This window comes from Treponema sp. OMZ 798, assembly GCF_024181385.1.
Taxonomy (GTDB): Bacteria; Spirochaetota; Spirochaetia; order Treponematales; family Treponemataceae; genus Treponema_B.
This window is the reverse complement of the sequence record NZ_CP051305.1, coordinates 2,669,865-2,695,971: the sequence shown is the minus strand read 5'-3', so window position 1 is coordinate 2,695,971 and position 26,107 is coordinate 2,669,865. Positions and strand designations below refer to the sequence as shown.

Sequence of the window (26,107 nt, the reverse complement as noted above, 5' to 3'; positions counted from 1 at the left end):
CTATTTAAAATTATATTTAGTCACTATCGGCTTTCTATTTTGACTAACATCATTAAAATATTCGTAAACACTGATGCCTAAGAATGAGCCCATAATGTTTACTATATTTTTATAACCCTTGCCCTTCAAAGCACAAAGAGCATTATAACTTCTTTGACCGGAGCGGCAATGTACATATACGGGTTTATCTTTCGGAATCTCACTCATTCTTTCACGCAGTTGACTCAAAGGAATATTTACAGCATTTACAAGATGACCTGCATCAAATTCCTTGGGCTCTCGCACATCAACAATAAAGGCATTTGACTCGACAAGCTCTCTCACCATTGTAACGGGAACCTGATTATAAACACCGTTTAAAATATTTAAACCTACAAGAGCTGCATGGTTTACAATATCTTTTGCAGTACCGAACATAGGAGAATAACAAAGCTCCAACTCTTTTAGATCTTCCAAAGTTCCGCCCAGCATGATAAACGAAGCTATAACATCTATACGCTTATCTACATTTCCCTTACCGATAGCCTGTGCACCTAAAATCTTTCCCGAAGGCTTAGCAAAGATCAGCTTAAAGAAGAGGGGATTTGCATCAGGCATGAGGCCAACCTTGTCTCCCGGAATAACATAAGAACAGTCATAGTTAATTCCCTGAGCCTGACACTCTCTTTCATTAAGACCTGTACATGCGGCATTATAATCAAAACATTGAATAACGGCAGAACCGATAACTCCGGTATTTCTATGGGGAATGCCGTACATATCGTCTGCAGCAGCCCTAGCCTGTCTTTGAGCAGGACCGGCAAGAGTAAGCCTTGTCTTTTTGTTTGTTATAAAATGATTTACTTCGATAGCATCACCTACAGCATAAATATCTTCTATATTGGTGCGGTAATTATGATCAACCAAAATAGCCCCGGAATCTCCTAGCTTTACACCTGCACTTTGAGCTAAGGCAATTTCGGGACGCACACCCAAAGACATAACTACAACACCGGCATCAAGTTTTTTGCCGCTCTCAAGAACAATGAAGTTATCTCCGATTTCTTTTATTCCGTCACCTAAAACCAAGTTTACACCCTTGTCGTGTATTTCTTTATGAAGAATTTGGGCCATATCATAATCGAAGGGAGCCATAACTTGAGGAAGCTTTTCTACAAGAGAAACGTTTTTACCTGCAAGCTTAAAATTTTCTGCAACTTCAATACCGATAAAACCTGCACCGATAACGGCTATGTCTTTTACATTGTGAGCGGTAACATAATCATCAAGTTTTTTAATATCCACAACATTCCTTACAGTAAAGACATGGGGCTTATCATGTCCAAGGATGGCCCGAGGAACAACAGGAGCAGCACCCGGTGAAAGCACCAACACATCATAAGACTCTTCAAATTCTTTTCCGGCATTTAAATCTTTTACCTTTACAGTCTTTTTTGACGGATCAACCGAGAGAACCTCATGCGAAGTCTTTGCAATAATATTATATTGCTTTTTAAACTGTTCCGGAGTCATCAAAACAAGATCCTCACTTTCCGGAACAATCCTGCTTAAGAAAAAAGGTAAGGCACAATTTGAAAAAGATACATTAGGGCCTTTTTCAAACATAATGACCTCAGCATTTTCATCCAAGCGTCTAACCCTTGCTGCGACGGAAGCTCCGCCTGCTACGCCTCCTACAATTACAACTTTCTTTGCCATAAACTACTCCTTAAAATAAATTTTATCGCGTACTTATCTTTTCAAATATTTTTTTATAATACAGAGCAACAGAATCGTTTGGGAATATACCTAAAACCTTATCAAAGTATTTAGCGGCAGATTCAAGTCCTTCATTCGATAAAGCCTTTAAAGCACTTTCCATATAGGACTGAGTGCTGTATTTTAAATCTCGAATAAGGTCATCATCGCAATCATAAACCTCATACAAAAAAGTTTCCTTGTTCGATGAATTTTTAACCCTTTGTATGGGCCTGATATAATGCTCGGAAATATCATTAAGAGCCTCATAAATTCTATCGGAAATAATAATACATGAAGAATACTTTTTTGTCGACTCCTGCAAGACTTCCGCAACATGGTAAGAATTGGAAATAATAATACTATCCATACGGGTAGAGTTACCTATGGTTCCTAAAAGAATATCTCCCATATCGATTCCTATACCTATTCTTAAAGGAGAAGAATTAGGAGCTGCAATGCTGTTATTTCGAATAGCCTTTTGTATAGCTATTCCGCATAAAAGAGCAGCATTTGCACCATCAGGAAACAAAGCAAAAAAGCCGTCTCCCAAGTACTTCGTTATTACACCATTGTATTTACGAACAATGGGAGCTACCAATGCAAAATACTCATTCAATAATTCAAAAACTTGATTGGGAGCAAGTTTTTCTGAAGTGTGAGTAAAGGAGCGAATATCTATTGAAAGTATGGGCATTGTAAGCTCAACACTATCTCCCAGTTTAACATCAGTTATGGACTTTTTATTCAAAAGTTCTACAATTTGATCCGGCACAAACCGAATAAGAGACCTGTTTATAAGCTTCATTTCTACACTTAGGTCTTCTATTTTCTTTATCGAAGCGGAATAGTCATCCAACACCATTATCGACAATATAATAACTGCAAAAACCGTTCCTATCTGAATAAAAAATTCTCCCGGTATAATACCTAAAGAAACCAATAGGTCATAAACACCAAATAAAAATAATACGGATGTCGCAATAAATATCCACACGGAAAATTCTTTCTTCTTTTTCAAACCTATTATTGCGATGATGATAATATAACTTACACAAAACAAAGCAAAAATTTGGTAGTAAACCAATAAAAATGTGGAAACCTCAGGCGGAAGAACTATGGTGGAAACCGCATATAAAACCGATACTGATAATATAATGATATAAGGAATCTTATACCGCAATTTTAAAGCTGTACTTATAAAAACCGTAAATAAAATTATAGGCAGAGGCACGGTAACATACCTCATAATAAAATTAAATAACCACGGGGTATTAGGAAATAAAATAACAAAAATATGAGGATAAAAGAAAATCCCGCGCCAGGCCAGCACCATAGATGTCAAAGCAAACCAAATTACAAAGGAGGAACTTTTATGAAAAAATGAGAGCATAAAGAAAAATAAGGCAACCGAAAAAGTCACGGCAAATATCATACCATAAAAAATCAAGTCTTCTCTAAACATTGTCCCTATTTGAGCTGCTTCCCCCAAAATAATCGGAGCCGAAATATAACCTTTATTGTTAAAAAAATTGGAAACATTTATAACTATATTGGCTGTTCCATCTTTTAGCGGTCTAAAAGCTATTTGAGAAGATCTGGTTCCCGGACTTTCCGTTTCCCGATCTATACCGGGTTGTCCTTGACTTTCAAGATCTATTCCATTTATTACAATACTGCAGCTGCTAAAAATATGGGGAACATGAATTGCATAGATGGTCCCCGGATCCATACCATATAATTCTAAACCGTAAGATCCGTAACCAAACACATTCCCTAAATCCTTACTTAAAAAATCACCCGGCACCTTAACATAAACCTCTTCAGAACTATTTTTTAATGAATAAAACTGATTAGGTGTATAATATAAATCTCCGCTTAAAGAAAAAAGAGAAGAATCTGATAAAGTCTTAGCGGGAATATTTACCTTACCTTTTTTTACTTCCAAATCTATAATTTTTTGTTCATAAATAGGTTTAAACAAATTAGTTAAATACAAAAGAATAAATAAAAAACAAAAAGGGATAGAACCTAAAAATAACCTTTTCTTTTCGGCTGTCATAATTTTTTTACCTCATATATTCTAACCGGCTCATCCTTTCCTCTAAATCTTACCAAGCCGTTATATTCAAATTTTACTTCATTTAGAGGCAGATTAATTACATTTTTTTTGACAACTTCACTGATAAAAATATTTACTCCTTTTTTTAGAGCATAAAAATGAAGTCTGGAAGCAACATTAACAACATCGGATATAACGGTGCTGTCCATTCTTTCTTCTTCTCCAATAGTACCAAGCATAAGCCTTCCATAATGAATACCTACAGCAAGATCTATTTTAGGCAATTTACTTATTTCTCTGTCCATATTTTCAAACTGAACTATAGATTTAATTTCAAGCATACACTTTATAACATCATCTGCCGAACCATAAAAAAGAACCATTAAACCTTCAGTCAAGTATTTGTCAATAAATCCGTTATGGGCCTGAATAATAGGATTGATATTTGCAAGAGTATCATTATAAATTCTAAGAAGACTCAACCTTTCTTTTTCGGTTTCCAAGCCTGTATAAACACCTAAATGAATAAAGGCTATATACATGTCTTTTAAAATATTATCCCCCAACTTAATATCAACGTGTTTTTTTCTTAAAAAGCTCATAAATTCGTTAGGAACAAATTTTGCAAGAGCTTCGTTTGTAGCTTCTATCTGCTTCGTAATTCCGATAACCCTATTAGAGCTGTCCCTAAAATTATTCAAAACAACAATAGCCATCGGAATCAACAAGACTAAAACTCCTATATGTGATAGAAAAAAGCCCTGTATAATCCTATTTGCAATTAAAATATCCCTTATGCCTAAAATTAAAAAAATTGAAAATCCCGTCAAAAAAAGAATAGCCGATGTATCTTTTTTTAAAGCAGACCTGATGACGACTATTATATTATATGCGGCAAACAATAGAACATATATTTGAGCCGGCTGAAGAAGGATAGCAGAAACTCTCATGGGCGCAAAAATATTTATGATAATGTACAATATTCCGGGAAAAAGCATAACAACCCAATATCTGCTTTTTATTTTGCTAAAAAGGTTATGTATAAAAAATGATACAAAAATAATCCCCAATGAAAGTGTTATATAGCCTATTTTAAAAAGAGCTTCTCCGCTGATACCGGGTATTATTGTTGTAAGTAAAAATTCATCATAGCAGCAAATCCTTAAACAAAAATTAGCGGCCAACAAACCGAAATAAAGGGATTGTTTTTCTTTAGGATAAAAAATAGAAAGAGAAATAAAAAATGCAGCAGCCAACAAAAGTATACCGGCCAATATAGTAAGAGTTAAAACGCTTGCATTTTTTGCATTTAAAAGGGTAGAGTAAAAACCGAATTCTATGGGCTTTAAAAATCCGGCCTTATTATCACTAAAATTAGACACATGAAAAACTAATGTTACATCTTCCTTTCCAAAGGTCGGAAGGGTAATAAACGGAGCATCCCAATTAAAGGTTTCAAATTTGCGGGAATTACCTACAACACCGCTTCTATAAATTTCCTTACCTTCAAGGTATGCAATAAAGGCTGAAGAAACCGTTGCCGTTTTTATTGCATATACACCGTTTGAAGAAAGGTTTTTTATTTTTAAGGCATAGGTTCCATATCCGTAAACAGACAGCCCGTCTCCATACTTATGCCAAGATGTATTTATATTTTCATAACGGCTATATTTACCGAAATCTTCCAGAGGGTCTACAAATTTATTTGGAATAAAAATCCACTCCCCTTCAAGAACCTGTATATCGCCTACGGCAATATTTTCTGCGTCAAAAACACCCTTGACCACAGGATTAGGCACAGAATTATAAGGTTTTATACATGAAGAAAAAAAAAAGGTACAGATAGAAACTAGAACAAACTTTTTCACACACTTACCCCAGAAGCAAAGATCTTGCATACAATAAACATATTCATAACAATAGATATTTTACAGATGATACTCTAATATTAGATATTGTCAATAGGTTAATGGTTATTTATAAAAAGCTTCTTCAATACGGATTATTAAATCTTGTGAAGCTATAAATTCCTTTTCGGTATTATTATCAAGCTCCACCTTCAAAACAGCCTCACCTTTATGCAAAGATTCTAAAACATCTTTAATCTTTTCTTTTTTAAGAACCGTGGAAACCCTTATGTACCCCAAAGATAGATTTCTATCCAGAGTATTAAGCTCAAAAAGCTCTATGGTTTCATCAGAGTTTAAAACAAAATAAGCTTTTAAAACAAATGCATCTGCTTTATTATTTAAGGTAAAATTAAAATAGGCATCCGAAACATATTCTCTCTGTCTCATTTGATAGGTAAAATCGGCCATCACATGGCTTGATGTATCTTTTTCATTTTGTAACACCATTTTACCCGGACGAATATAATACTTTATATTACCCGATTCCATATAAGCCGTTATAACCTTCTCTTTTCCTGAAGGACCGGTCAAGCACGAAGAAAATAACATTAAAAAAGGTATTAAAATAAAAAAATATTTTTTCATACAATCTAAAAAAACGGCCTCACTATCAAAAAGTGAAGCCGTTAAAGCTAAAAAAACTTATTCCCCTGTAACAACTGTGGTTACGATATAATAGGGAATAGCAGGACTTGCAGGATAGTCAATTCTAATATCAACTGTTCCTACTTTTGTGATGCCGCCGTTCTTGGCAGCCTGAGCGATTCCTCCCTCACCTTTCATGGGATAAGGACCAAAGAATGCCTGAGAAGCTTCACCGGTCTTTCTTCCTACAATTCCTGTAGCACCTGCAACCGGTTTAACTGTTGAACATGATACAATTAAAAGAGCAGCAAGTACAACAAACAAAACTAAAGCAACCTTTTTCATAAGTCTCTCCTTAAATTATTTATTGTAAATTATTACCATTTTTTCACATTTATGTCAACCTCGGCATCATCATTATCACGGAAATCAATTTTGTAATATTTTTTTGATAAAAGATATATCCATGAGAGCTTTAAACATAATGTGTGACAAAGAAGCTTTAGGTGCATTTTTTTGTTTGTATCTCGATATCAAATTTAATGCTACTTTTCGTCCTATGTTCAATGCTTGTTGTAGATTTTTATCTAAAAGCCGGCAAAAGTCTTCTCTAAAATGAACATCTAATAACCAATGCATGGTTTCTACAGCCCATTCTTTTCTTGCTATCTCCAATAGTTCTTCAGCTGTAAGTTTTCTACTTGAAATATAATAATGCCTCATCAATCAGATTTTTCTTTCTTACTCTTAAACTCTGAATGAATAGCTCCAATACAACTTAACCCTTCCCATTCTTTTTTATTATCCATCCAACCTAAATTGGTTGTACAGAAGGCTGTTCGCTTTTCAACTCTTTCACGATTTTTTTCACTCGTACAAGCCGTGTCCATTTGTTGTCTTAAAATTTCATCTTGAACATATTCTTCAATATCCGTTTTTAGTAAAGGTTGGTTTCCTTTTACAGATAATAAATAGTCCCCTTTTCCTTCTTTTATGATTTTTGTTGTTTCTTTTTGACAATTTAAGGCATCTGCAACAATTATATGCCCTTTTATATTAAGAGTTTTTATAAGAGCTTGAACGGTTGGTATCTCATTTGTCTTTCCTTTAACACATTTTTGTGCCAATGTTATATCAAATTCGGCAACCTGAGCTTAAAACTATGTGTAACGGACTTTCATAGCTGCTCATTTTATCTGTTGAACGGATAGTTTTTCCGTCTATTGCTATTGTAAGAGGTTTTTCTGTACCGTATTCTTTGATAAGAGCTTCAGCCATATTCATAAAACATTCGTTTAATGAGTCTATGTTTATCAATTTAAGTAGACAGGTTAGCCAATAATAGCAAGGTATTTTCTCTATGCCGAATTCTTTGCTAAGTTTTTCTTTTATAATATCTTCAGTTGCCCACTCGTGTATTTCTCTAATGTTTTTACGTCCGCAAAGAAAGCCAAGTAATAATATTTTTAAAGCTTCGTTTACGCTGTAAAAATATCCGTCGTGATTGCTGATTATTTTGATGTCGCTGAAGTAATCAAATATATTTTCGCTTTTCCATACCTACATTATCGGCAGGTTTTAGTAAAATTGATTTCCGGGCATCATTATACATATTTTTTTGAATATTTAATAGTTTTTTCTACTTTAACCAACAAATAATAAGATTTATAGTAGAATATTCCGATATAAATTATAAAGGGCAAAATAAACTTACAAAGAGGCTTTTATGAACAAAATCTTGCAGAAAATCGAAAAAATAGGGATTGTGCCGGTCATAGTTTTAGAAGATGAAAAAGATGCTCTCCAGTTGGGGAAATCGCTATCTAATGCCGGTCTTCTTTGTGCCGAAATCACATTTAGAACGGAAGCAGCCGAAAAAGCTATTCAAATTTTTTCAAAAAACTTTCCCGATTTTCTTGTAGGAGCAGGGACGGTCTTATCGCCCGAACAAGCCGACAAGGCTATTGCTGCGGGAGCCAAGTTCATCGTAAGCCCCGGATTAAACCCCAAGGTTGTAGAACACTGCGTCAAATCAGGATATCCGGTAATCCCGGGAGTTTCCACAGCCGGAGAAATAGAACAAGCCATGAGTTTCGGCCTTAATACCGTAAAATTCTTCCCGGCTGAGGCTGCCGGAGGCTTAAAATTTGTAAAGGCTCTTTCAGCCCCCTATCCGAACATAAAATTCATGCCGACAGGCGGAATAAACGCCCAAAATATTGCAGAATATGCAGCCTTCTCTAAGGTTATTGCTTGTGGCGGAAGCTGGATGGTTTCAAAAGAGCTTATAGAATCAGGTAATTTTAAAAAAATAGAAGAAGAATCGGTTCTTGCCTTAAAAAAGGTAAAAGAAGCCCGTAATCCTAAAAAAACAGCCTCATCTTCCGATTCAAAAACATCAAAGACTGCACAGCATCTATCTTCAAATAAAACACCGAGGGTTGTAACAATGGGTGAAATAATGCTACGCCTATCCCCTACAGGATTCAACCGCTTTGTTCAAGCCGACACCTTAGACTTGGTCTTCGGAGGGGCGGAAGCTAATGTTGCCGTTTCTTTAGCCAACTTCGGAATGGAGTCCTCATACATAACAAAACTCCCCTCCCACGAAATCGGTCAGGCAGCAGTAAACTCCTTACGCCGGTACGGTGTAGATGTTTCAGGCATAATCCGCGGAGGAAACCGAGTAGGTATCTATTTTTTGGAAAAAGGAGCCTCTCAGCGGGCATCCAAAGTAATATACGACAGGGCCAATTCTGCAATTGCCGAAGCCTCACCGAATGACTTTAACTGGAAAGAGATTTTCAAAGGAGCCTCATGGTTCCATTTTACGGGGATCACCCCTGCCCTAAGCAAAAACGCCGCCGAAATTTGCCTTGAAGCCTGCAAGACGGCAAGAACAATGGGAATTACCGTTTCATGCGACCTAAATTACCGCAAAAAACTGTGGAGCACCGAGGAAGCAAAAAAAACAATGAGCCGTATCTGCGAGTTTGTCGATATCTGTATTTCAAATGAAGAAGACGCTGAGAAAGTTTTCGGAATCACCTCAAAAAATACTGATGTAAATTCGGGCAAGCTGAACGAAAATGGCTATGAGGAAGTTGCTTCAGAACTGTGTAAAACTTTCGGCTTTAAAAAGGTAGGAATAACCTTGAGGGAATCAACATCAGCAAGCGAAAACAACTGGTCTGCAATGCTTTACACCGAAGGTAAAGCCTATTTCAGCAAAAAATATACAATGCAGGTAGTCGACCGATTGGGAGGCGGCGACAGCTTTGCTGCAGCCCTAATCTGTGCCGAACTAAAAGGCTTTTCACCTCAAGCCCAAATAGACTTTGCCTCGGCAGCCTCCTGCTTAAAACATTCCATAAATGGAGACTTTAACCAAGTTTCATTCGATGAGGTTTTAACACTCGCACAAGGAGATGCTTCGGGAAGGGTGCAGAGGTAGGGGCAGCCATTATCTATCAAAAAAATATAAATTCTTTTTTCAATTTTACTATCCATTGCAAGCTCTTCATACAATAATTATGAAAGGGGAGAAATTTTCTCTTTCTAAATAAATTTTATGGAGGTTGATATGACACAACCGTTTAAAATAACCCTCCGTAACGACTATGCTTTTAAACGTGTATTCGGAGTGGAAGAAAACAAGGATGTACTTCAGGACTTACTGGAATGTATATTAGACATTCCCCCTGAAACCATCGCAGGGCTGGAACTTCTGGATAAGGAGTTTCATAAAGAACTCTTAAGTGAAAAGTTAGGAGTTTTGGACATAAAACTAAGACTAAAAGATGGGACTTTTGTTGATATTGAGATTCAAAACAGATGGCTCTTTGATTTCCCTGAAAGAACCTTGTATTATTGGTCTAAGATGTATAATGAAGGTGTCAAACAAGGCCAAGACTATACAAAACTTCCAAAGTGTATTACAATAAACTTAATAGGGGAAGGCTTTAATAAAAATAAGCGTTTGCATAATAAGTACGTTATTCTTGAACAAGACACAAAAGAGCCTTTAGTTTCAAAACTTGAGATACATATATTAAACCTTGAAAAGGCAAGGCTGTTAAAAGAAGGTCAGTGTAAGGATAATAAAACAAAACGCTTATTAAACTGGCTTAAATTTATCGAAACTGATAATCCGGAGGTAAGAAAGATGCTGGCAGAAACTTCTAAAGTAATGGCAAAAGCAAATGATAAAATTATAGTAATGGAAATGAGCCCGAAAGAAAAATGGCTCTATGACTCCCGCATGAAATATGAAAACGACAGGGCATCATGTATAAGTGAGGGTTATCGCGAAGGTGTAGCACAAGGCATATCACAAGGTGCTTACCAAAATAAGCTTGAAACTGCTGCAGCCTTTAAGCGGCTTGGTATTGATATTGCTAAAATAGCAGAAGGGACAGGCCTCAGCATTCAAGAAATAGAAGAACTGTAACAAAGGGCGAAGTACAAAGTCCTTGTCCAAAAAAATGTGTGATTGCTTAATTCAAACCACGCATTATCCATTACCAATTACCCATTGAATTTCCCCACAGCTTAGACTGGATTTTTCACAAAAAAAGATGTATAATTATAGTATGAAAAAAATACGAAAAACTCTATTTATGTTGATATATACTCTTTTTGTGATAACGGCGGGATTTGCAGTAGATTTCACGTGGAACCCAAATGCGACAATTTCTACATGGAATTTAAGCACTAATTGGACCTATACAGGGACTCTTCCTTCCGGTCATCCGGGCTATCCTTCTAATAACGATAATGTAACTATAATCTATAGTACAAATTCTCCCATAATTATTACCCCTATAGCAATAAACTCACTTACAATTAACTCCGGTTCTATTTCCATATCTGGTTCCGGATATCTAACCCTCCGCGATGATTTTACGAATAATGGCGGAAGCTTTATAGCAAATATCGGTACCACGGTAGAGCTTAATTCATCCGTAGATATAACAATTAAGGGTACCAGCGATGCAAGCAAAACAAAGTTTCACATGCTAAAACTTACAAACGCAGGCGGAAAAACGCTTACAATAAACGGAAAAATTACGGTAGACAATCTTGATATAAGCGGTACAGATGCAAATAATCTAACAGTCAAAGGTACCACTGGAACTTCCTCCGGTATAACGCTTACATCGGATCAAATTCCCGACCCGAGCACAAAAAAAGGTTATTACCTTAACGTAAAATCAGGTATTCCTATAGAAGGCGGAAAAAAATATTATGTTGCAAAAAGCTATTTAGACCATCCCAAACCATCAAACTGGGAACAGATGTCCTCTACATGGAAAACCGATGCAGCAAGTACGGATTGGAATACTCGAGACAACTGGACTCCCGCAGCGGTTCCGGCAGCCGATTGGCCTGTAATAATTCCCGCAGGCGGCTCCGGAGCTACATATCCCAAACTGAATCCAACCTCCCCATTCAACCCCGCAGCGCAAGCTTCTTCCGTTACGGTAGGGGCAGGTGCAACACTTGATTTGGGTGCAGAAATTATTCGGGATAGCGGAACCGGCAGTGCGGTAACAACTCATATTACGAACAACGGTACGCTCAAAATGACCGGAACAGCAACAGGAAATCCGGGCAGTCCCGGGCAAAAAGACTGGCTTGAAATTAATAATTCCGGCCCCAATAATAATAATATAACCCACGGCTCCGGCTCTACAATAGAATATTACGGTGCCTCACCTGCAACATCGGACATTTGGGAAGGCCCCTATAAAAATCTAAAAGTAAGCGGCGGAAAAACAAGTATTACTACGGAAAATTTGGTAGTCAATGGATATTTTACCGTTGCCGACAATGTAGGAGCAAACTTTACCGTTACAGCCGATTCGCAGCATTATAAAAACTCTGTGCTTTTATACAAACCAACAACTTTTACTTCCAATTCACCCTCAGGAATTATATTTGAAGAATATATAAACACTAATGGAAGTTCTATTACTTTTGACGGAAGCGGTACAATACAGACAAAAAAAGATATTACTATAGCTCCGGCTAACGGAGATATCACCCTAAATACGGGCACGGGCGCATGGACTTCTACGGGAGCCATTCAAGCAAGAGATATCACTGTAAACGCAGGCACGGGCGCATGGACTTCTTCAGGAGGAACAATTAGAGCTCACAATATTACCGTGAAAAGAAACTGGACTTCTAATGCATTCGTTGTGGCGCATGGAAGCATCACTGCCGATAATGCAACACACTCAAATACGTGGACTGCGGGAGATGTAACGCTTAAAGGAAGCCTGACTGCCGCCCAATTTAATCAAACATCGGGAGCTCTTACCTTTAACGGTAACGGAACTTTGCAGACGCTTGTATTTACAAATCCGGTAGGACACAACATACAAAATCTTATAATAGACAAAAACTCGGGACAGGGAATTGATGCAAATGTCAGCCTCAGCTCGTCTATAACTATTGCAGAGAATTTTACCAATAAGGGAACCTTTAACGCCGGAACTCATACGGTCACCCTTGCCCCTCCGCCGGGCGGAACCGTAACGATTACGGGTACCGGCAATGCGGGTAATACGACATTCAATAATTTAAGCCTTACAGGCGGCGGCGGAAAAACGCTTACGGTAAACGGAAAAGTTTCCGTAAACGGGAACTTAATCTTGCAAGGGTCCGGCACCGCTGACAATCAATTGCTCACAATTGAAGGTGAGGGCAGCGCGGCAACCCCTAATTCTGCTATTTGTATTAATAACAATAAATCCGGAGGTAAATGGCTTAAGGTCAAAACAAATATTCCAATTGGATCCGTAAATTCGTCAACATATAAATATACAACAACATTCAGTAGACCTGAGGGAACAGGACAAGAACTCGCTCAGGGCAAACCCGAAAACTGGGTCTTTAGTTCACCTGCCGCACTAACTTGGACAGGAAAGAATGGCAATGATTGGAGTATATCCGCAAATTGGGCACCGGCAGCCGCTCCGACACCAACAACAAATGTTATAATACCGCAAGGGTGTACTAATTATCCTCAATTAACAACTGATGTTCAAGCTAAACAAGTTAAGGTTGAAGCAAATGCAAAATTATATTTAAATGAGTATATGATTACAGCCGGTATAGCGGGCTTACCGCCTATGCCGATAACAACGGGCTTAAATAATCATGGTACAGTTTATCTGCATGGAACAGATGCACAAAAAACCTGGCTTAATCAGCCCGGTGGAGGCGTTCGCCCTGACTTTAACCATATAGCCGGTTCCACTATAGTTTATCAAAATGTAACCGCTGCAAATGCAGAAATTGATAAAGGCCCTTATCAAAATTTAACCTTTGAATCAGGTGTACCCGATACAATAAAAGCAGCCTTTCTTAAAGTCAACGAAACATTAACTATTGAAAAATCAATAACCATCGATACATCAACATCAAACGGAGCTCAAACTTACAGAGGAGAAATAAAAGCCGGTACAAATGATATTACTTTTCTTACTAGCACAAGTGCGACAATAACCACCAGCAGCCATATTAAAGCAGGAAACATTACTGTTACTGCCGCCACATGGAACTCTTCAGGTAATAATACTTCAACGGGAAGCATTACCGCAACCGGAAATTGGTCGTCTACAAGCGGCTTTGCTAAAGCCGCAAACGAAATTACCGTAAGTGGAGGCAATTGGAGCTTTAGAGGCGATATTACCGCAACAAGCGGTAAAATTGAGGTAAGAGGAGACTGGACATGGAATCCCGATATAAACACCAGAACTGTTACAGCCGGAACAGATATAGAAGCAAATAAGTGGACATCTACAGACGGAACTATAAAAGCCGGAACAGATATTAAAGTTACAGGGGTTTGGAATTCGGGAAACTCTGACATTGAAGGTAGAAATATAACTTCAAGCGGAAATAATTGGACTTCTTGGGGCGGGATTACCGCAACCGGCAATATCGATATCGCAAACGAATTAGCCTTTACGGGGGGAATTATAACCGTGGGAGGAGATCTTACGGCAAAAAAATTGAATGCATCCTCTACCGCAGCAGATCGGGGCTTAATTATCTTTAACGGAAGCGGAACTCAAAAACTTTCAGGCAAAAACAACAACAATATAGAAGGCGGCAGTATACAAAATTTACAAATAAATTCGAGCTCGAGTTTACAGCTTGAATCGGATATAACGATTACCGTCGGTCTGAATAATCAAGGAGTATTAGATGCCGCAGCAAAAAGCAAAACGGTCACTTTAAACCATAAGGCGAATGAGGTCAAAATCTCAGGAACTTCTGATGCCCCTAATACAAAATTCCACAAGTTGGAATGTACCGGTGCCGGCGGAAAAACTCTTACTATTGAAAATAAAATCAGCGTTGCAAACTATTTAACCCTCTCCGGTGCAATCGGTAATCTATTAACGATAGATGGTTATAATAATGCACAAATTCATCTTACCAACAACCATGGTTTAACTGGAGGTAATGCAAAAGGAAACTACTTAAAAATTTATACCGAAAAAGTAAAAATTCAGCCGAACGGCAAATACTATGTCGTAAAAGATAGTAAAGATAATTTCGGCGCAGAAAAAAGTAAAAACGGTTGGGTCTTTTTTAAAACAGGCTTGAATATAGTCAATTCCTTTGCAAAACCAGGTGAACCTTATATCTATCTCTTATTTAACAACACAGAGTTATCTCTCGAAGAATTTAAAGCTTTAGACGCCGGTAGTTTAACAATCACAAACGGCCCTCCTTCTCCACCACCTCCTCCTTATACATCAGATTTACATAATGCATCGTCTGAGGGATCGGGGGTATGGAAAATTCCGCTTAATAATGCTATCTCGGCAGAACATATTCTTACTCCCTCTTATCAGATAAATTTAAATTATTTTGGTACAAATATTCCGCACAAGCAATACATTTCCGACATAGGAATTAACATTGTAGACCCGTTAAAAGCATTTAACTCCATTGTTCTTTACGATTTTGGAGCAGCAACGAATGACCCGGGGTTAACTACACTGGATGTTACTATACCTACAATAAAAAAAGCGGCTTCAGATAATGTCAAACTGTATTTTATTTCAAAAAACAATACGGGAGGGTTTTGGTACCCCAATACTATTACTCCGCCGCCGGCTGCACAAAACTATGCAAGCTCCCAATCTGGTGCAAATGAATATTCGCCTATCCCCGGAGGAAGCGGAAATCAAATAAACTTCATTATCCCTTCAACCGACAACTACTTAGTAAAAGATAAGATCGGTCAGTTTATGTATGTCTACGATGGATGGCTTCCTTGCACTCGCTTAAAAGACGCAAACAATATTCTTTCTTTTGATGTCTGGAACTTTAAAATTGTGGGAGTACAAAAGCAAAAGGGAGGGGTTTCAATTTTTGACAATGTTATAAATCCCAACAAAGGTCAGGAAGCAACAATAGGTGCCCATCTAAAAAAATCGGGAATGCTCACCATTCAGATTATGACATTGGACGGAAATATTGTGCGGACCCTTACCCGATCCCATAAAAATGCCGGAGACCATTTTGTTACATGGGACGGCCGAAACAACGGAGGCAATGCGGTCGCAAGCGGTATGTATTTTGTAAGAGTGGCAGGTCCCGAAATAGACGAAGTACGAAAAATCCTTGTCATAAAATAAAAAAGGCTTAAAGAACGGCGGCTTAGGCTGCCGCTTCTTAAGCCCTAAAAAAGCAGTTTTAAGCTCTTTTTAATTAGAAAAACAATCAGGATTTATTTTGAAAATCTCTCGCCGAATTCCTTACACTTGTCTTTTCCTGCAGCGGTGGGAGCATCATAGATAATCAAACCTTCTTCAAACAAGTCGGCTCCCTTATCCTTAGATCTGGCTTCCCAGTTTCTCATCCATTCTCCGCCTTCACCGTCTCCGGCCCATTCATATGAACCGAACAAGGCAATCTTTTTGCCGGACAAGTTTCCTTCAATTGAAGCAAAGAAGGGTTCAAATTCATCCGGTTCAAGCTCTTCGGCTCCCATTGCCGGGCATCCGAAAGCAATCTTATCGTAATCATCAATGCTCTTCGATCCGAATTCCGAAACGGTAAATAAAGAAGCATCTGCTCCGCCCGCTTTTAAGCCTTCCATAACGGACTCTGCCATAGACTGGGTGTTACCTGTTCCGCTCCAATAAATAACAGCAATTTTTGCCATAAAAAACCTCCAATGGTTAAAAAATTAATCAAAGCTCAAGCGCTTAACAAGTCGTAAAGCCTCAAGCCCTTTTCTATCTGCAAAGCAAAATGCTTTTTGCATTCATTATACTGGTCAAAGATTTCGGCAGCCTTTTCGGCATCGGAATAAACCTTCCAATAACCCGAAAAAATACACCCCTCTCCCCTTCGCCTGTAATATTCCAAAACATCGTATACGGGATAGCCTAAAAAAAGCCCTATCTCATGCGGAAATGTCCGGCATCTTTTACAACCCCTGTCTGCCTGCGAGCTGTGCATTCTTAAAGCTAAACGATTCAGCATATCCTCCAAACTCATCCCCGGCTCATAGCCGAACATTAGAAGAGCCGCTTGAACCCTCTCATCCCTAATCAAAGCCTCTAAGGCCTTTTTTTTGTATAAAAGAATTTGCACACCCTTTTCGCAGGCACACAAAACCCTTAGGTAAAACCCCTTGGATTCAAGCAAGTCCTTATCAAGCAAAAAGAATTGCTTAAAATCCTCTGCCGAAATGGACATCAAATTTGACGGTTTTAACCCCGCCAAGCAAGGAGCGCAGGAATAAGCTAAATTATATTCGATGTTAGCGATATTCAACATGAATCTATTTAAGCATAGATTTCAAATAAAGTCAACTATTGCTTACTAAATATTTATTAAATTATAAACTTTCTTTTTAAAATTTTACTATTTACTGCAAACTCTTCATACAATAATTATGAAAGGAAAAAAAATTTTCTTCTTTCAAATAATTTATGAGAGGTAAAAGTGGAAAAACTTTTTAACATTACCCTCCGCAACGACTACGCATTTAAAAGAGTCTTCGGAACGGACGAAAACAAGGATATCCTACAGGATTTATTGGAGTGCATTTTAGACATTCCGCCTGAGACCATCGCCGGTTTAGAACTCTTGGATAAAGAGTTTCATAAAGATGCAATAAGTGATAAAACAGGTGTTTTAGATGTAAAATTACGCCTAAAAAACAGTACCATTATCGATATCGAAATTCAAAACAGGTGGAACAGTGAGTTTGCTCAAAGAACTATCTTTTATTGGGCTAAAATGTATACGGAAAACTTAAAAACAGGTGAAGTGTATACAAAACAGCCTAAATGTATTACAATAAACATAGTGGGTGAAGGCTTTAATTTGAACAATCTGATTCACAGTGAGTATAATGTAGTTGAAAAGCACATAAACGATAAGCTTTCCGATGAGCTTGAAATCCACTTTTTGAACTTAGCCAAGGTTAAAGAGCAAGAAGAAAATAAAGAAACCGATAAAAAGAAAAAGAAACTTTATAATTGGCTGAAATTTATCGAAACCGATGAGGAGGAGGTACGTACCATGTTAGCCCAAGAGTCTGCTATGATGAGAAAGGCAAATTCAACGATAGAAGTAATGGAAATGAGCCCGAAAGAAAAATGGCTATATGAAAACCGAATGAAATATGAACATGACAAAGCTTCTTGGAAACATGTAGGGTATCAGGAGGGTATAGAAAAAGGCTCTTACCAAAAAGCTCTTGAAACGGCAAAGTTGATGAAAAATAAGAATTATCCGATTAGCGATATTTGCAAAATAGCGGGACTTTCTATTGAAGAAATAGAAGCCCTATAAAATTGACCAAGAGCGCAAAAACTTATTAAATAATGCCTTATAAAGGTTCCCTTAAATTCTTTGCGCTCCTAAAGACTTTAGCGATTAATTTTACAACTCAACTTTTTTATTGAACAGCCAACTTGTAGCCGCAAAAAAACCGGCAGAAATAAGCAGGGTCATAATGACTGTAACCAAATGAACAGGCATCGGCTGAATATTTCCAAAAGGCTGATATTGAGAAGATACAAGTCTTAGATCTATGTACTGAACAAGATCCCACTCCGTGCTCAAATAAGTGCCTAGGGCTATAATTCTTTCAAAAATTAAAACAAAAAGAATGACTGCAATAATTTGAGCCGTCATCTTTTTTCTTATAAAGGAGCGGGTCAAAGCCTTAACAAACATAAAGGCCGTTCCTACAAGTAAAAATGATGAAACCAATAGTAAAATTCCGTAAAGAAAGGGGAGAAAATTCTGTGCAAATATCTGATAAAATATATCCCCTAAAACCGACATAATTGTTCGTCCTGCTCCTGCATAAAGAACAGTTTGCTGAGCCCCTATCACTATAAAAAAGACGGCAGCTATAAGGGTGTATATTAAATATTCTACAAAGCCCGCGAGGATTCGGCCTCCCAATATAGCTTCACTCCTTATAGGGATGGTAAGCATGAGATAGTTGGTGTCCTTATATAAAAGTTCGTCTATGTGTCCATTGCTGCATGTAAAAAACATTACAAGGGGTATAAAAAAAAGAGCAAAAAAGGTTAAGCCGAGCCAAAGACCGCCTGTCGTACCCATTGTTCCGAAAGGAGTTTTAAAAATCCCCAAGAGGCCTATCGAGCCGAGCGATAAGACTATCATAGTTCCGCTTAAAATTAAAATAGTATTCAGCCTTCGCCTTATTTCATATTTAAAAATTCTTCCCATTTTTATACTCCAAAAACATCAAGATAGATTTGATAGATAGACTTTCCGCGTGTGCTGCGTAAATCCTCAGCATCCCCTTCCAAAACGATTTCACCTTCTTTTAAAAAGGCAATATCGTTAAATACATGCTCTATATCCGATACCAGATGAGTAGTTATTAGGATGGCGCTTTCTTCAGTCCATGTTTTGATTATGGTTTTAATAATCTGTTCTCTGGCTACAGGATCTGTGCCTCCCAGCGGTTCATCCAAGATGTAAAGTTTTGAAGCCCTCGAAAAAGTTAAGCTAAGGTTAAGCTTTTCGATCATACCCTTCGACATTGTTTTTACCGTCTGCTTGGGTTCAAGCTTCATAAATTTCAGCATATCCATAGCCTTGTTTTTGTCAAAGTCCTCAAAAAAGTCGGCATAAAAATTGACGGCATCTTCAGAGGTCATCCAAGGATATACAACATTTTTATCCGGCAAAAAGGCTACAATCTTTTTTGTATCTATACCGAATTCTTTTCCGCATACCTTAAAATTGCCGGCTGTAGGTTTTATAAGGCCTGCAATTATCTTTAAAAAGGTTGTTTTGCCGGAACCGTTCGGCCCCAAAAGACCGTATATTCTTCCGCTTTCAACTTTTAAACTAACATCATAAAGAGCAGTCTTTTTTCCCAAATATGTTTTTTTTAAATGCTCAGTTTCAAGTACTGTACTCATTTTTTCCTCCTAAAGATTTATTATAACTTTGCTTTTATCGATTCAATTATCTGTTCATCAGAAAATTTCAAATTCCGCAATCCTTCAATTGCAGGCACTATGATCTGATCCGCCATTTCCTCAGTCAATTTTTTCACCAAATCGGCCTCATTTACTACAAAGCTGCCTAGCCCGCGTTTTGATTCCGTTATGCCCTCGCTTTCAAGCTGCTTATATACCCTGAACATCGTATTCGGGTTTACATCCATCTCGACGGACATATCGCTCATTGAAGGAATCTTATCTCCGGGTTTAAGCTCTCCATAGACAATCTTACATTTTATTTTTTCGATTATTTGTAAATATATCGGACGATTTTGATCATATACAACTTTCACAAAAAAGAACCTCCACAACATTTAAATCATATAAAACGACTCTTCTATCTGTCTATAATACTATTATTGTTAAACTGTGTCAAGGCCTCTTAAAACACTGTCTGTTTTTTGGAAGGTTTGAACCATTCTATCCGAAAAATTCATAACGGTTGTATAAACCTGATTTGTTTTTGTATTTATATCGTTAAAGGCCTTATCCAAATCTTCGCTGCTCTTTGCCATAAACGAAATATTCTTTACCACTTCAATGACGGTCTTGCCTATACCTGCCGAGCTTTCAACCGAGGCAGCTGCCAAGCGGCCCAACTCTTCGGCAACAACGGCAAAGCCCTTTCCGGCATCTCCGGCATGAGCAGCTTCGATGGCGGCATTCATACTAAGCATTTTAGTTTGCTCGGCAATACCTGCGATTACCTCCGCCATTTCCTGTATATCCGAAATGCTTTGATTTATATGAACTATTCTTTCGTAAGTAGATTTAAAAAGTTTATGCCCGCCCTGGAAGGTTTCTACAAGTTCTTGTGCAGCTTGAGCATCTTCTTGAGCTTCCGCAGCATCCATCTGTATGTCAGACAAAAAGGATTTTACCGTTTCACATTTTTCGGCCTTTTTTTCATCGTCTTGCTTAAAGGATTCTTGCAATTCCTTATAGGAAGAACCAAGTTCGCTATGTTTTTCTTGCAGTTCATTATAAGCTTCATTTAACTCCTCAGACATAGCTTTTAATTCGTTATAATCATTTTGCAGCTTTATATAAATAGGCGATTCTTCTATAGAAACGGCAGAAGCTGTTTGTGTATAGGAAGATTTTTGGAAAGGAGGCTGCTGAGCGTAATTTTGTGACACGCTTTTATTGGTCTCTTCTTCGGCTCTTTGTTGAAAACCTTTATTAAAAGTTTTATCCGAAGCAGAACTCCGCTCTTCATTATAAGATGGCAGAAATATTTTTGCAGTATCGGGGGCAGCAGTCTGCCTGTCATCTGTTTTTGGACCTAGATGAAGCCTGAGTTTTGCTTTTTTTGCTCTTTCTCTTTCTATATAAATCTTGTATATGACAGAAGAAACAAGCCATGTTAAAAATACTCCTATACCCCAGGCTAAAACGATTAAAAGGGCTGCAAGCCCTTTCGATTTTTTTTCCTGCCTTGTAAAGCCGGCCTTATATTCGTCTTTAAGCCTTTCAAAACTATTTTGAACGGCATCGAATTCTTTTAAAACAGGAAAAAAAGTTCTTGCCGATGAATCTCCGGTAAGTTCAAACTCCTGCCTCCAAGCCTCTATACTTTTAAAAAGCTTATTATTTGAAGCTTCATAATCATTGTATGCAAATTTTAAGTTGGAGTCGTTTTTGTCGGCAGCCGAAAGTTTTTTTAAATTTTCAAAAGAATTGACGGTTTCCTTTATCCTTGCTTTAAGGTTTTGAACGGAAAATTCCCCATCCTTGCTTGCAGTCCTGTACATATCCGCCCTTAAACTTGCAAGATAAAATCTGTACTCAAGTAAATAATCGGTCTTAAGTTGAAAATCCGACGAAGGTTTTGCAGCAATAAAAAAAGCCGCTCCTCCTATCCCTATCGCCAAAGCAATACCGCACAAAGCAAAAACAATTTTTATGTAGTTTTTCATTCCAAGGTCCTTTACATAATCCTTAAATACCCATACATTAGAAGTATGAAAATTTTGCATACCGCCGATCTGCATTTAGGGAAAAGCCTATACGAGGCGCCCCAAATTGAAAGACAGAAAAAAATGCTCGATGATATTCATAAAATTCTTTTAAAAGACGATTATGCAGCCCTTATTATTGCAGGCGATGTATACGACCGTTCAATTCCTCCTGCAGAATACGTAGCCCTCTTCGATTCATTTTTATCTGCCGTCCATCGGGATTGCCCCGATACAGCCGTGTTTATAATACCCGGAAACCATGACTCCGCCGAAAGACTTGCCTTCGGTTCTAAAATTTTAAGTTCGAGTAATATTCACATTGCTGCGGGAACCGGCAAACTATGCTCACCTGTTATTATAGCACAAAATGGAGAAAAAGTTCAATTTTTTTTAATGCCTTTTTTACATTTAGGCTCATTTTCCGAACAAAATGAGGAGTTAAAATTAAACTCTCAATCCGAGATGGCACAAGAAGCCTCCCGACGGTTAAAAGGGGCTGTAGATCCGGAAATTCCTTCGGTTTTGATTGCCCATCTTTTTACCTTAAACGGAGAAAGCTCCTCCTCCGAAAGAGCTTTTTTAGGCACAGCGGAATATGTTTCGCCGGCCCTCTTCAATTTTTTTACCTACACAGCCTTGGGACACTTACACAAAATGCAAAAGGTGACCGACAGAATGTACTATTCCGGAGCCCCTCTAACCTATGCCTTCGATGAATGTTCAATCGAAAAAGTTGTTTTATCCGTCGACATAGACTGCAAAACTCAAGGCTTCCCTGTCCGGGTAGAAAAAATTCCGATTACACCCTTACGCAAAATGACCCACTTAGAGGGCAGTTTTTTCGATTTTTTTAATACCGATAAATTCGATGCCTACAAGGACGACTTTTTAGAAATAAACCTGACAGGTTCCGAAGTCATTCAAAGCCCGATGAGCCTCTTGCAGCAAAAATTTCCCTATCTTTTAAACCTGCACCAAGAGGCGGTCGCTGCCGAATTAAAAGAAGAGGAGCAAATTCATATCTTAAAAAAGAACATTGAAGACGAGGATGTAATTTTTGAAAACTTTATGCTTTTTGAAAAGGCAATAGACGAAGAGCCCTCTGCAAAAAAACAGGAACTTTTCAAAAACCTTTGCAGGGAACGGTTTAAGGAGGAGTAAATTTGAAACCCGAACTTTTAAAACTAACCAATATAGGCCCCTTTAGAGGAACTCACACAATAGACTTCAGCCTCATGGATTCTATCTTTTTGGTATGCGGAAAAACCGGTGCCGGAAAAACAACAATCTTTGATGCAATCTCGTATGCCTTCTACTCAAAGCCCTTGGGAAGCCGCTCTCAAATTGCCCGCAGCCTCCGAAGCCAATTTGCCCCCGAGGAGGAAACAGCAGAGGTTGAGCTTATCTTTACCATGGGTCCCTCCAAATACAAAATTTTCAGACGGCTTCCATTCTTACGCCCCGGAAAAAAAAGCGAAAGCCCCGAAGAATCGGCCCTAGCCGAATGGGACGGCCAAACTTGGAAAAACTTAAGCACAACAAATAAGCGGGACACGGACAAAAAAATATTGAACATCATAAACTTAAACGAAAAAGAATTTGCCCGCATTGTACTTCTTCCTCAGGGCGAATTTGCCGCCTTTTTGCGCGAAAATTCAAGCCAAAAAAAAGAAACCCTTGAAGAGCTTTTTCCTATTTCGCGCTATACCCAAATAATGGAAAACCTGAAGGAGAGGGAAAAGGCAGAGTCCTATAAGATAAAAAATATTGAAGATGCCCTTGAATCCCTCGGCAAAGAATTCGATGCCGATTCCTATCCTTCAAAAAAGGGCGAATTTGAAAAAGAGATTGAACTTATCAAAAAAAATTACAACCAAATTTCCAAAAAAATTGAGGTAAAAATATCCGAAAAAGAGCAGGCAAAGGTTCTCAAAGAAAAAAAAGAAGAACTTACAACGATAAAAACAAGGCTCGAAAATCTTAAAGCCCATCAAAACGATATAAAAATGATGGAAGAGGCTGTCGAAAAAGCCCGCAGAGCCTCTTCGCTTACAGGCCTTGCCGATTCCGTAAAAAAACTTAACTCTAACATAGCCGAATATAAAACCGACATCGAAAAAAAGATAAAAGACTTAAATTCCGTAACCGAAATTTTGGAAGCTCTTAAAGCACAAGAAAAAGACATCGAATCCGAAAAAGAAAACAATGCCGCCCTAAAACAAAATCTTGACCGTCTCAAAAGGGCAGCCGAGGTTTACAAGGAAATAGAAGAAAAATCATACGAAAAAAAAGGACTTTCTCTGCAAAAAAAAGAAAAGACCGAAAAGTTGGCTCAAACCGAAAAGAACATTCAGGAGATCAAGGACAAAGTTTCCGGCTATCTTGAAATAATCAGCGAGCTCGATAACAGAAAAGAAAGGGCAGAAACTTCGTCCCAAAAACTTTCTTACCTAAAAAGGCTTTTTGACATCGCTTCAAAAAAAGAAAAAGCGGCAAAGCTCTACACAACTCATAAGGCCGCAGCCGAAAAAAACTACAACGATTTACAGTTAATTTTAAAAGACATCAAAATTGAAAAAGAGCTTTTTGAAAAACTTAAAAAAGAAAAAAAAGATTTTGAAATAAACCAAGAGGCATCCGCCCTTGCCGTTCACTTAAAAGACGGGGAACCCTGCCCTGTCTGTGGCTCAATCCATCACCCTTCCCCGGCCGTTGAAAATACGGAAAGTATTTTTTCCCTCGACGAAAAAATACAAAAATGCGAACGCAGCATCGAAAAGTTTAATCACGACAGGGAAAACCTCAACAACAGCCTCACGGCCCGCAATACCGATGCCGATTGGCAAAAAGAGCAAATGGATGAGCTTGACCGCTCTTTTCTCAACCTAAATGAGGAATTTAAAACAGGCTCTTTTATTTTCAAAGAAATGCCTTTAGAAAAAACAATAGGAGAACTTCTTCCTCAAGCCGCAAAGAATGCCGAAAAAGATAACCTTCTTTTAAAAGAAGCCCAGACCGCAAACACTGCAAAAATAAATTTGGAGCAAAAACTTTCTTCTATCCAAAATGAAAAGGAAGCCTTAAGCGAGGCTCTTACAAATATCAAGATAAAAGAAAGCGAGTTAAACACAATCCTCCACGAAAAGAAAAAACAATACGATGACGCCTTTAAGTCCATCCCCTCAGATATCCAAAAAGAAAATATAGAAGACACAATCGAAGGCTGCAATGAAATGATTTTTGCCTCAGACCGCAAAATAAGCGGCTATGAGGAAAGACTAAAAGAAAGCAATGACCGCCATACAAGCATAAAGGCCGGGCTCATCCAAAGGCAGGAGCAGTTGGCCAAATGGGAAAAAACCTTATTGGAAGAAGAAGAAAATTTAAAAACCTCTCTTGAGCAAAAGGGGTTTTCTTCAATAAATGAGCTTTTAGATTCTATTTTACCTGAAGAAAAAATCGGCGGCTTTGAAGAAACGGTAACGAAATTCAAAGAAGAAAAGATAACCTTGGAGCACTCCGCTTCCGGCCTCGAAAAAGATCTTGAAGGCAAAACCTTTATTCCGCCCGAAAAAATTGAAGACGAAATTATAATTTTGCAAAAAAATCTTGACGAAGAACAAGACCGCCTTACGGAAGTAAAAAGCTCTCTCGACAAACTCAAAGACCTTTTTGAAAGGCGGCAAAATCTTTTAACGGAATTAAAACAAAGAGCCGAAGAAGCCCGGCTTATAACCGAGCTTTCCTTAAGTTTAAACGGCAGCAATAAGTATAAACTGAAATTCGATATCTGGATGCTCTCGGCCTTTTTACGCGAAATAATCGTTTATGCCAACACCCGCCTTGAACGCATGAGCGGCGGCCGCTATGTTTTAAAATTGAGTAAGGAGCTTTCGGGCAACAACCTTTCAGGATTGGACATGGAAATTTATGATGCCTACACAGGCGGCATCCGTCCCACAGCCAGCCTTTCCGGAGGAGAAACCTTTATGGTTTCAATAAGCCTGGCCCTCGGCCTTGCCGACTCCATTCAAACAAGAAGCGGCGGCATAAGGCTGGATTCAATGTTTATAGATGAAGGCTTCGGCAGCCTCGATGAAGCCAGCCTTGAAAACGCCATCAGCATTCTCGACGAAGTAAGGGGTAACCGAATGGTCGGAATAATTTCCCACGTCAGCGAGCTAAAAACCCGCATCCCCCAAAAAATCGAAATAGAAAAAACCGCCAACGGCTCTGCAATAAAGATAAGAGGTTAAGCATTTCCGGCTGGAAATTTTCTCTTTTTTATGATACAGTAACCTTATCGTTTGTAAA

General features: G+C 38.2%; 20 protein-coding genes and 1 pseudogene. 6 read left to right on the top strand and 15 right to left on the bottom strand.

The genetic code is table 11. The features are described from left to right. From E4O07_RS12490 to E4O07_RS12450, 9 genes and pseudogenes are all read right to left on the bottom strand, one after another. Complete coding sequence (locus E4O07_RS12490; RefSeq protein WP_253686308.1) at window positions 1-1,698, bottom strand: FAD-dependent oxidoreductase; 1,698 nt, start codon at window positions 1,696-1,698, stop codon at window positions 1-3. Between the two features lie 22 nt (window positions 1,699-1,720). Beyond that, window positions 1,721-3,799 carry an adenylate/guanylate cyclase domain-containing protein gene (locus E4O07_RS12485; protein WP_253686306.1) on the bottom strand — a complete coding sequence of 693 codons (2,079 nt, stop codon included), beginning with the start codon at window positions 3,797-3,799 and terminating at the stop codon, window positions 1,721-1,723. After that, on the bottom strand, window positions 3,796-5,667 hold the full coding sequence (locus E4O07_RS12480; protein WP_253686304.1) for an adenylate/guanylate cyclase domain-containing protein: 1,872 nt from the start codon (window positions 5,665-5,667) through the stop codon (window positions 3,796-3,798). Before E4O07_RS12480 ends, E4O07_RS12485 begins: the two co-directional genes overlap by 4 nt. A gap of 105 nt (window positions 5,668-5,772) precedes the next feature. Beyond that, window positions 5,773-6,294 (bottom strand): hypothetical protein, encoded by a 522-nt coding sequence (locus tag E4O07_RS12475; RefSeq protein WP_253686302.1) that lies wholly within the window; start codon window positions 6,292-6,294, stop codon window positions 5,773-5,775. A gap of 57 nt (window positions 6,295-6,351) precedes the next feature. After that, window positions 6,352-6,639 (bottom strand): TRL-like family protein, encoded by a 288-nt coding sequence (locus E4O07_RS12470; protein ID WP_253686300.1) that lies wholly within the window; start codon window positions 6,637-6,639, stop codon window positions 6,352-6,354. Between the two features lie 84 nt (window positions 6,640-6,723). Beyond that, window positions 6,724-6,969, bottom strand: coding sequence for a hypothetical protein (locus E4O07_RS12465; RefSeq protein ID WP_253686298.1), 246 nt, complete (start codon window positions 6,967-6,969; stop codon window positions 6,724-6,726). A gap of 47 nt (window positions 6,970-7,016) precedes the next feature. After that, the gene (locus E4O07_RS12460; RefSeq protein ID WP_253686296.1) at window positions 7,017-7,421 is read right to left on the bottom strand and encodes an ISAs1 family transposase; all 405 of its coding nucleotides are present in this window, start codon (window positions 7,419-7,421) and stop codon (window positions 7,017-7,019) included. Between the two features lie 7 nt (window positions 7,422-7,428). Then, window positions 7,429-7,611 (bottom strand): hypothetical protein, encoded by a 183-nt coding sequence (locus E4O07_RS12455; protein ID WP_253686294.1) that lies wholly within the window; start codon window positions 7,609-7,611, stop codon window positions 7,429-7,431. A 21-nt stretch (window positions 7,612-7,632) separates the two neighbouring features. Beyond that, window positions 7,633-7,806 (bottom strand): annotated as a pseudogene (locus E4O07_RS12450) (ISAs1 family transposase); the annotation flags it as partial. A gap of 214 nt (window positions 7,807-8,020) precedes the next feature. On the opposite strand from E4O07_RS12450, the gene E4O07_RS13455 reads away from it, so the two are divergent. The 3 genes from E4O07_RS13455 (at window position 8,021) to E4O07_RS12430 (ending at window position 15,959) form a co-directional block, all read left to right on the top strand. Further along, entirely contained in the window at window positions 8,021-9,748 is a 1,728-nt protein-coding gene (locus E4O07_RS13455; RefSeq protein ID WP_305879946.1) for a KHG/KDPG aldolase/sugar kinase fusion protein, read from the top strand. Window positions 9,749-9,877: 129 nt separating this feature from the next. After that, window positions 9,878-10,744, top strand: coding sequence for an Rpn family recombination-promoting nuclease/putative transposase (locus E4O07_RS12435; RefSeq protein WP_253686292.1), 867 nt, complete (start codon window positions 9,878-9,880; stop codon window positions 10,742-10,744). A gap of 142 nt (window positions 10,745-10,886) precedes the next feature. Further along, complete coding sequence (locus tag E4O07_RS12430; RefSeq protein WP_253686290.1) at window positions 10,887-15,959, top strand: FlgD immunoglobulin-like domain containing protein; 5,073 nt, start codon at window positions 10,887-10,889, stop codon at window positions 15,957-15,959. A gap of 92 nt (window positions 15,960-16,051) precedes the next feature. On the opposite strand, the gene E4O07_RS12425 is transcribed toward E4O07_RS12430, so the two are convergent. Together E4O07_RS12425 and E4O07_RS12420 are read right to left on the bottom strand one after the other, a co-directional pair. Then, on the bottom strand, window positions 16,052-16,489 hold the full coding sequence (locus tag E4O07_RS12425) for a flavodoxin (RefSeq protein WP_253686289.1): 438 nt from the start codon (window positions 16,487-16,489) through the stop codon (window positions 16,052-16,054). Window positions 16,490-16,524: 35 nt separating this feature from the next. After that, window positions 16,525-17,109: a DUF3793 family protein gene (locus E4O07_RS12420; protein WP_253686288.1), complete on the bottom strand. Its 585-nt coding sequence runs from the start codon at window positions 17,107-17,109 to the stop codon at window positions 16,525-16,527. 168 nt (window positions 17,110-17,277) lie between these two features. Between E4O07_RS12420 and E4O07_RS12415 the strand changes: the two genes are divergently transcribed. Continuing rightward, window positions 17,278-18,132, top strand: coding sequence for an Rpn family recombination-promoting nuclease/putative transposase (locus E4O07_RS12415; RefSeq protein WP_253686287.1), 855 nt, complete (start codon window positions 17,278-17,280; stop codon window positions 18,130-18,132). Window positions 18,133-18,222: 90 nt separating this feature from the next. On the opposite strand, the gene E4O07_RS12410 is transcribed toward E4O07_RS12415, so the two are convergent. The 4 genes from E4O07_RS12410 to E4O07_RS12395 all read right to left on the bottom strand — a co-directional run bounded on the left by E4O07_RS12410 (window position 18,223) and on the right by E4O07_RS12395 (window position 21,751). Then, window positions 18,223-19,044 (bottom strand): hypothetical protein, encoded by an 822-nt coding sequence (locus E4O07_RS12410; RefSeq protein WP_253686286.1) that lies wholly within the window; start codon window positions 19,042-19,044, stop codon window positions 18,223-18,225. Between the two features lie 2 nt (window positions 19,045-19,046). Continuing rightward, on the bottom strand, window positions 19,047-19,748 hold the full coding sequence (locus E4O07_RS12405) for an ABC transporter ATP-binding protein (protein WP_253686285.1): 702 nt from the start codon (window positions 19,746-19,748) through the stop codon (window positions 19,047-19,049). Between the two features lie 20 nt (window positions 19,749-19,768). Continuing rightward, window positions 19,769-20,125: a GntR family transcriptional regulator gene (locus tag E4O07_RS12400; RefSeq protein WP_253686284.1), complete on the bottom strand. Its 357-nt coding sequence runs from the start codon at window positions 20,123-20,125 to the stop codon at window positions 19,769-19,771. A gap of 69 nt (window positions 20,126-20,194) precedes the next feature. Continuing rightward, window positions 20,195-21,751, bottom strand: a complete 1,557-nt coding sequence (locus E4O07_RS12395; RefSeq protein WP_371921982.1) for a methyl-accepting chemotaxis protein — start codon at window positions 21,749-21,751, stop codon at window positions 20,195-20,197. 45 nt (window positions 21,752-21,796) lie between these two features. Between E4O07_RS12395 and sbcD the strand changes: the two genes are divergently transcribed. Together sbcD and E4O07_RS12385 are read left to right on the top strand one after the other, a co-directional pair. After that, window positions 21,797-22,954 carry an exonuclease subunit SbcD gene (gene sbcD / locus E4O07_RS12390; protein ID WP_253686281.1) on the top strand — a complete coding sequence of 386 codons (1,158 nt, stop codon included), beginning with the start codon at window positions 21,797-21,799 and terminating at the stop codon, window positions 22,952-22,954. A gap of 2 nt (window positions 22,955-22,956) precedes the next feature. Further along, window positions 22,957-26,049, top strand: coding sequence for an AAA family ATPase (locus E4O07_RS12385; protein ID WP_253686279.1), 3,093 nt, complete (start codon window positions 22,957-22,959; stop codon window positions 26,047-26,049). The last annotated feature ends 58 nt before the right edge of the window (window positions 26,050-26,107 follow it).

What these genes read in the sequence shown, in the direction of transcription:
- E4O07_RS12475 (WP_253686302.1), bottom strand. Translation starts at nt 6,294, where the DNA reads ATGAAAAAATATTTTTTTATTTTAATACCTTTTTTAATGTTATTTTCT.
- E4O07_RS12485 (WP_253686306.1), bottom strand. Translation starts at nt 3,799, where the DNA reads ATGACAGCCGAAAAGAAAAGGTTATTTTTAGGTTCTATCCCTTTTTGT.
- E4O07_RS12430 (WP_253686290.1), top strand. Translation starts at nt 10,887, where the DNA reads ATGAAAAAAATACGAAAAACTCTATTTATGTTGATATATACTCTTTTT.
- E4O07_RS13455 (WP_305879946.1), top strand. Translation starts at nt 8,021, where the DNA reads ATGAACAAAATCTTGCAGAAAATCGAAAAAATAGGGATTGTGCCGGTC.
- sbcD (WP_253686281.1), top strand. Translation starts at nt 21,797, where the DNA reads ATGAAAATTTTGCATACCGCCGATCTGCATTTAGGGAAAAGCCTATAC.
- E4O07_RS12490 (WP_253686308.1), bottom strand. Translation starts at nt 1,698, where the DNA reads ATGGCAAAGAAAGTTGTAATTGTAGGAGGCGTAGCAGGCGGAGCTTCC.
- E4O07_RS12425 (WP_253686289.1), bottom strand. Translation starts at nt 16,489, where the DNA reads ATGGCAAAAATTGCTGTTATTTATTGGAGCGGAACAGGTAACACCCAG.
- E4O07_RS12420 (WP_253686288.1), bottom strand. Translation starts at nt 17,109, where the DNA reads ATGTTGAATATCGCTAACATCGAATATAATTTAGCTTATTCCTGCGCT.
- E4O07_RS12410 (WP_253686286.1), bottom strand. Translation starts at nt 19,044, where the DNA reads ATGGGAAGAATTTTTAAATATGAAATAAGGCGAAGGCTGAATACTATT.
- E4O07_RS12435 (WP_253686292.1), top strand. Translation starts at nt 9,878, where the DNA reads ATGACACAACCGTTTAAAATAACCCTCCGTAACGACTATGCTTTTAAA.
- E4O07_RS12470 (WP_253686300.1), bottom strand. Translation starts at nt 6,639, where the DNA reads ATGAAAAAGGTTGCTTTAGTTTTGTTTGTTGTACTTGCTGCTCTTTTA.
- E4O07_RS12395 (WP_371921982.1), bottom strand. Translation starts at nt 21,751, where the DNA reads ATGAAAAACTACATAAAAATTGTTTTTGCTTTGTGCGGTATTGCTTTG.
- E4O07_RS12405 (WP_253686285.1), bottom strand. Translation starts at nt 19,748, where the DNA reads ATGAGTACAGTACTTGAAACTGAGCATTTAAAAAAAACATATTTGGGA.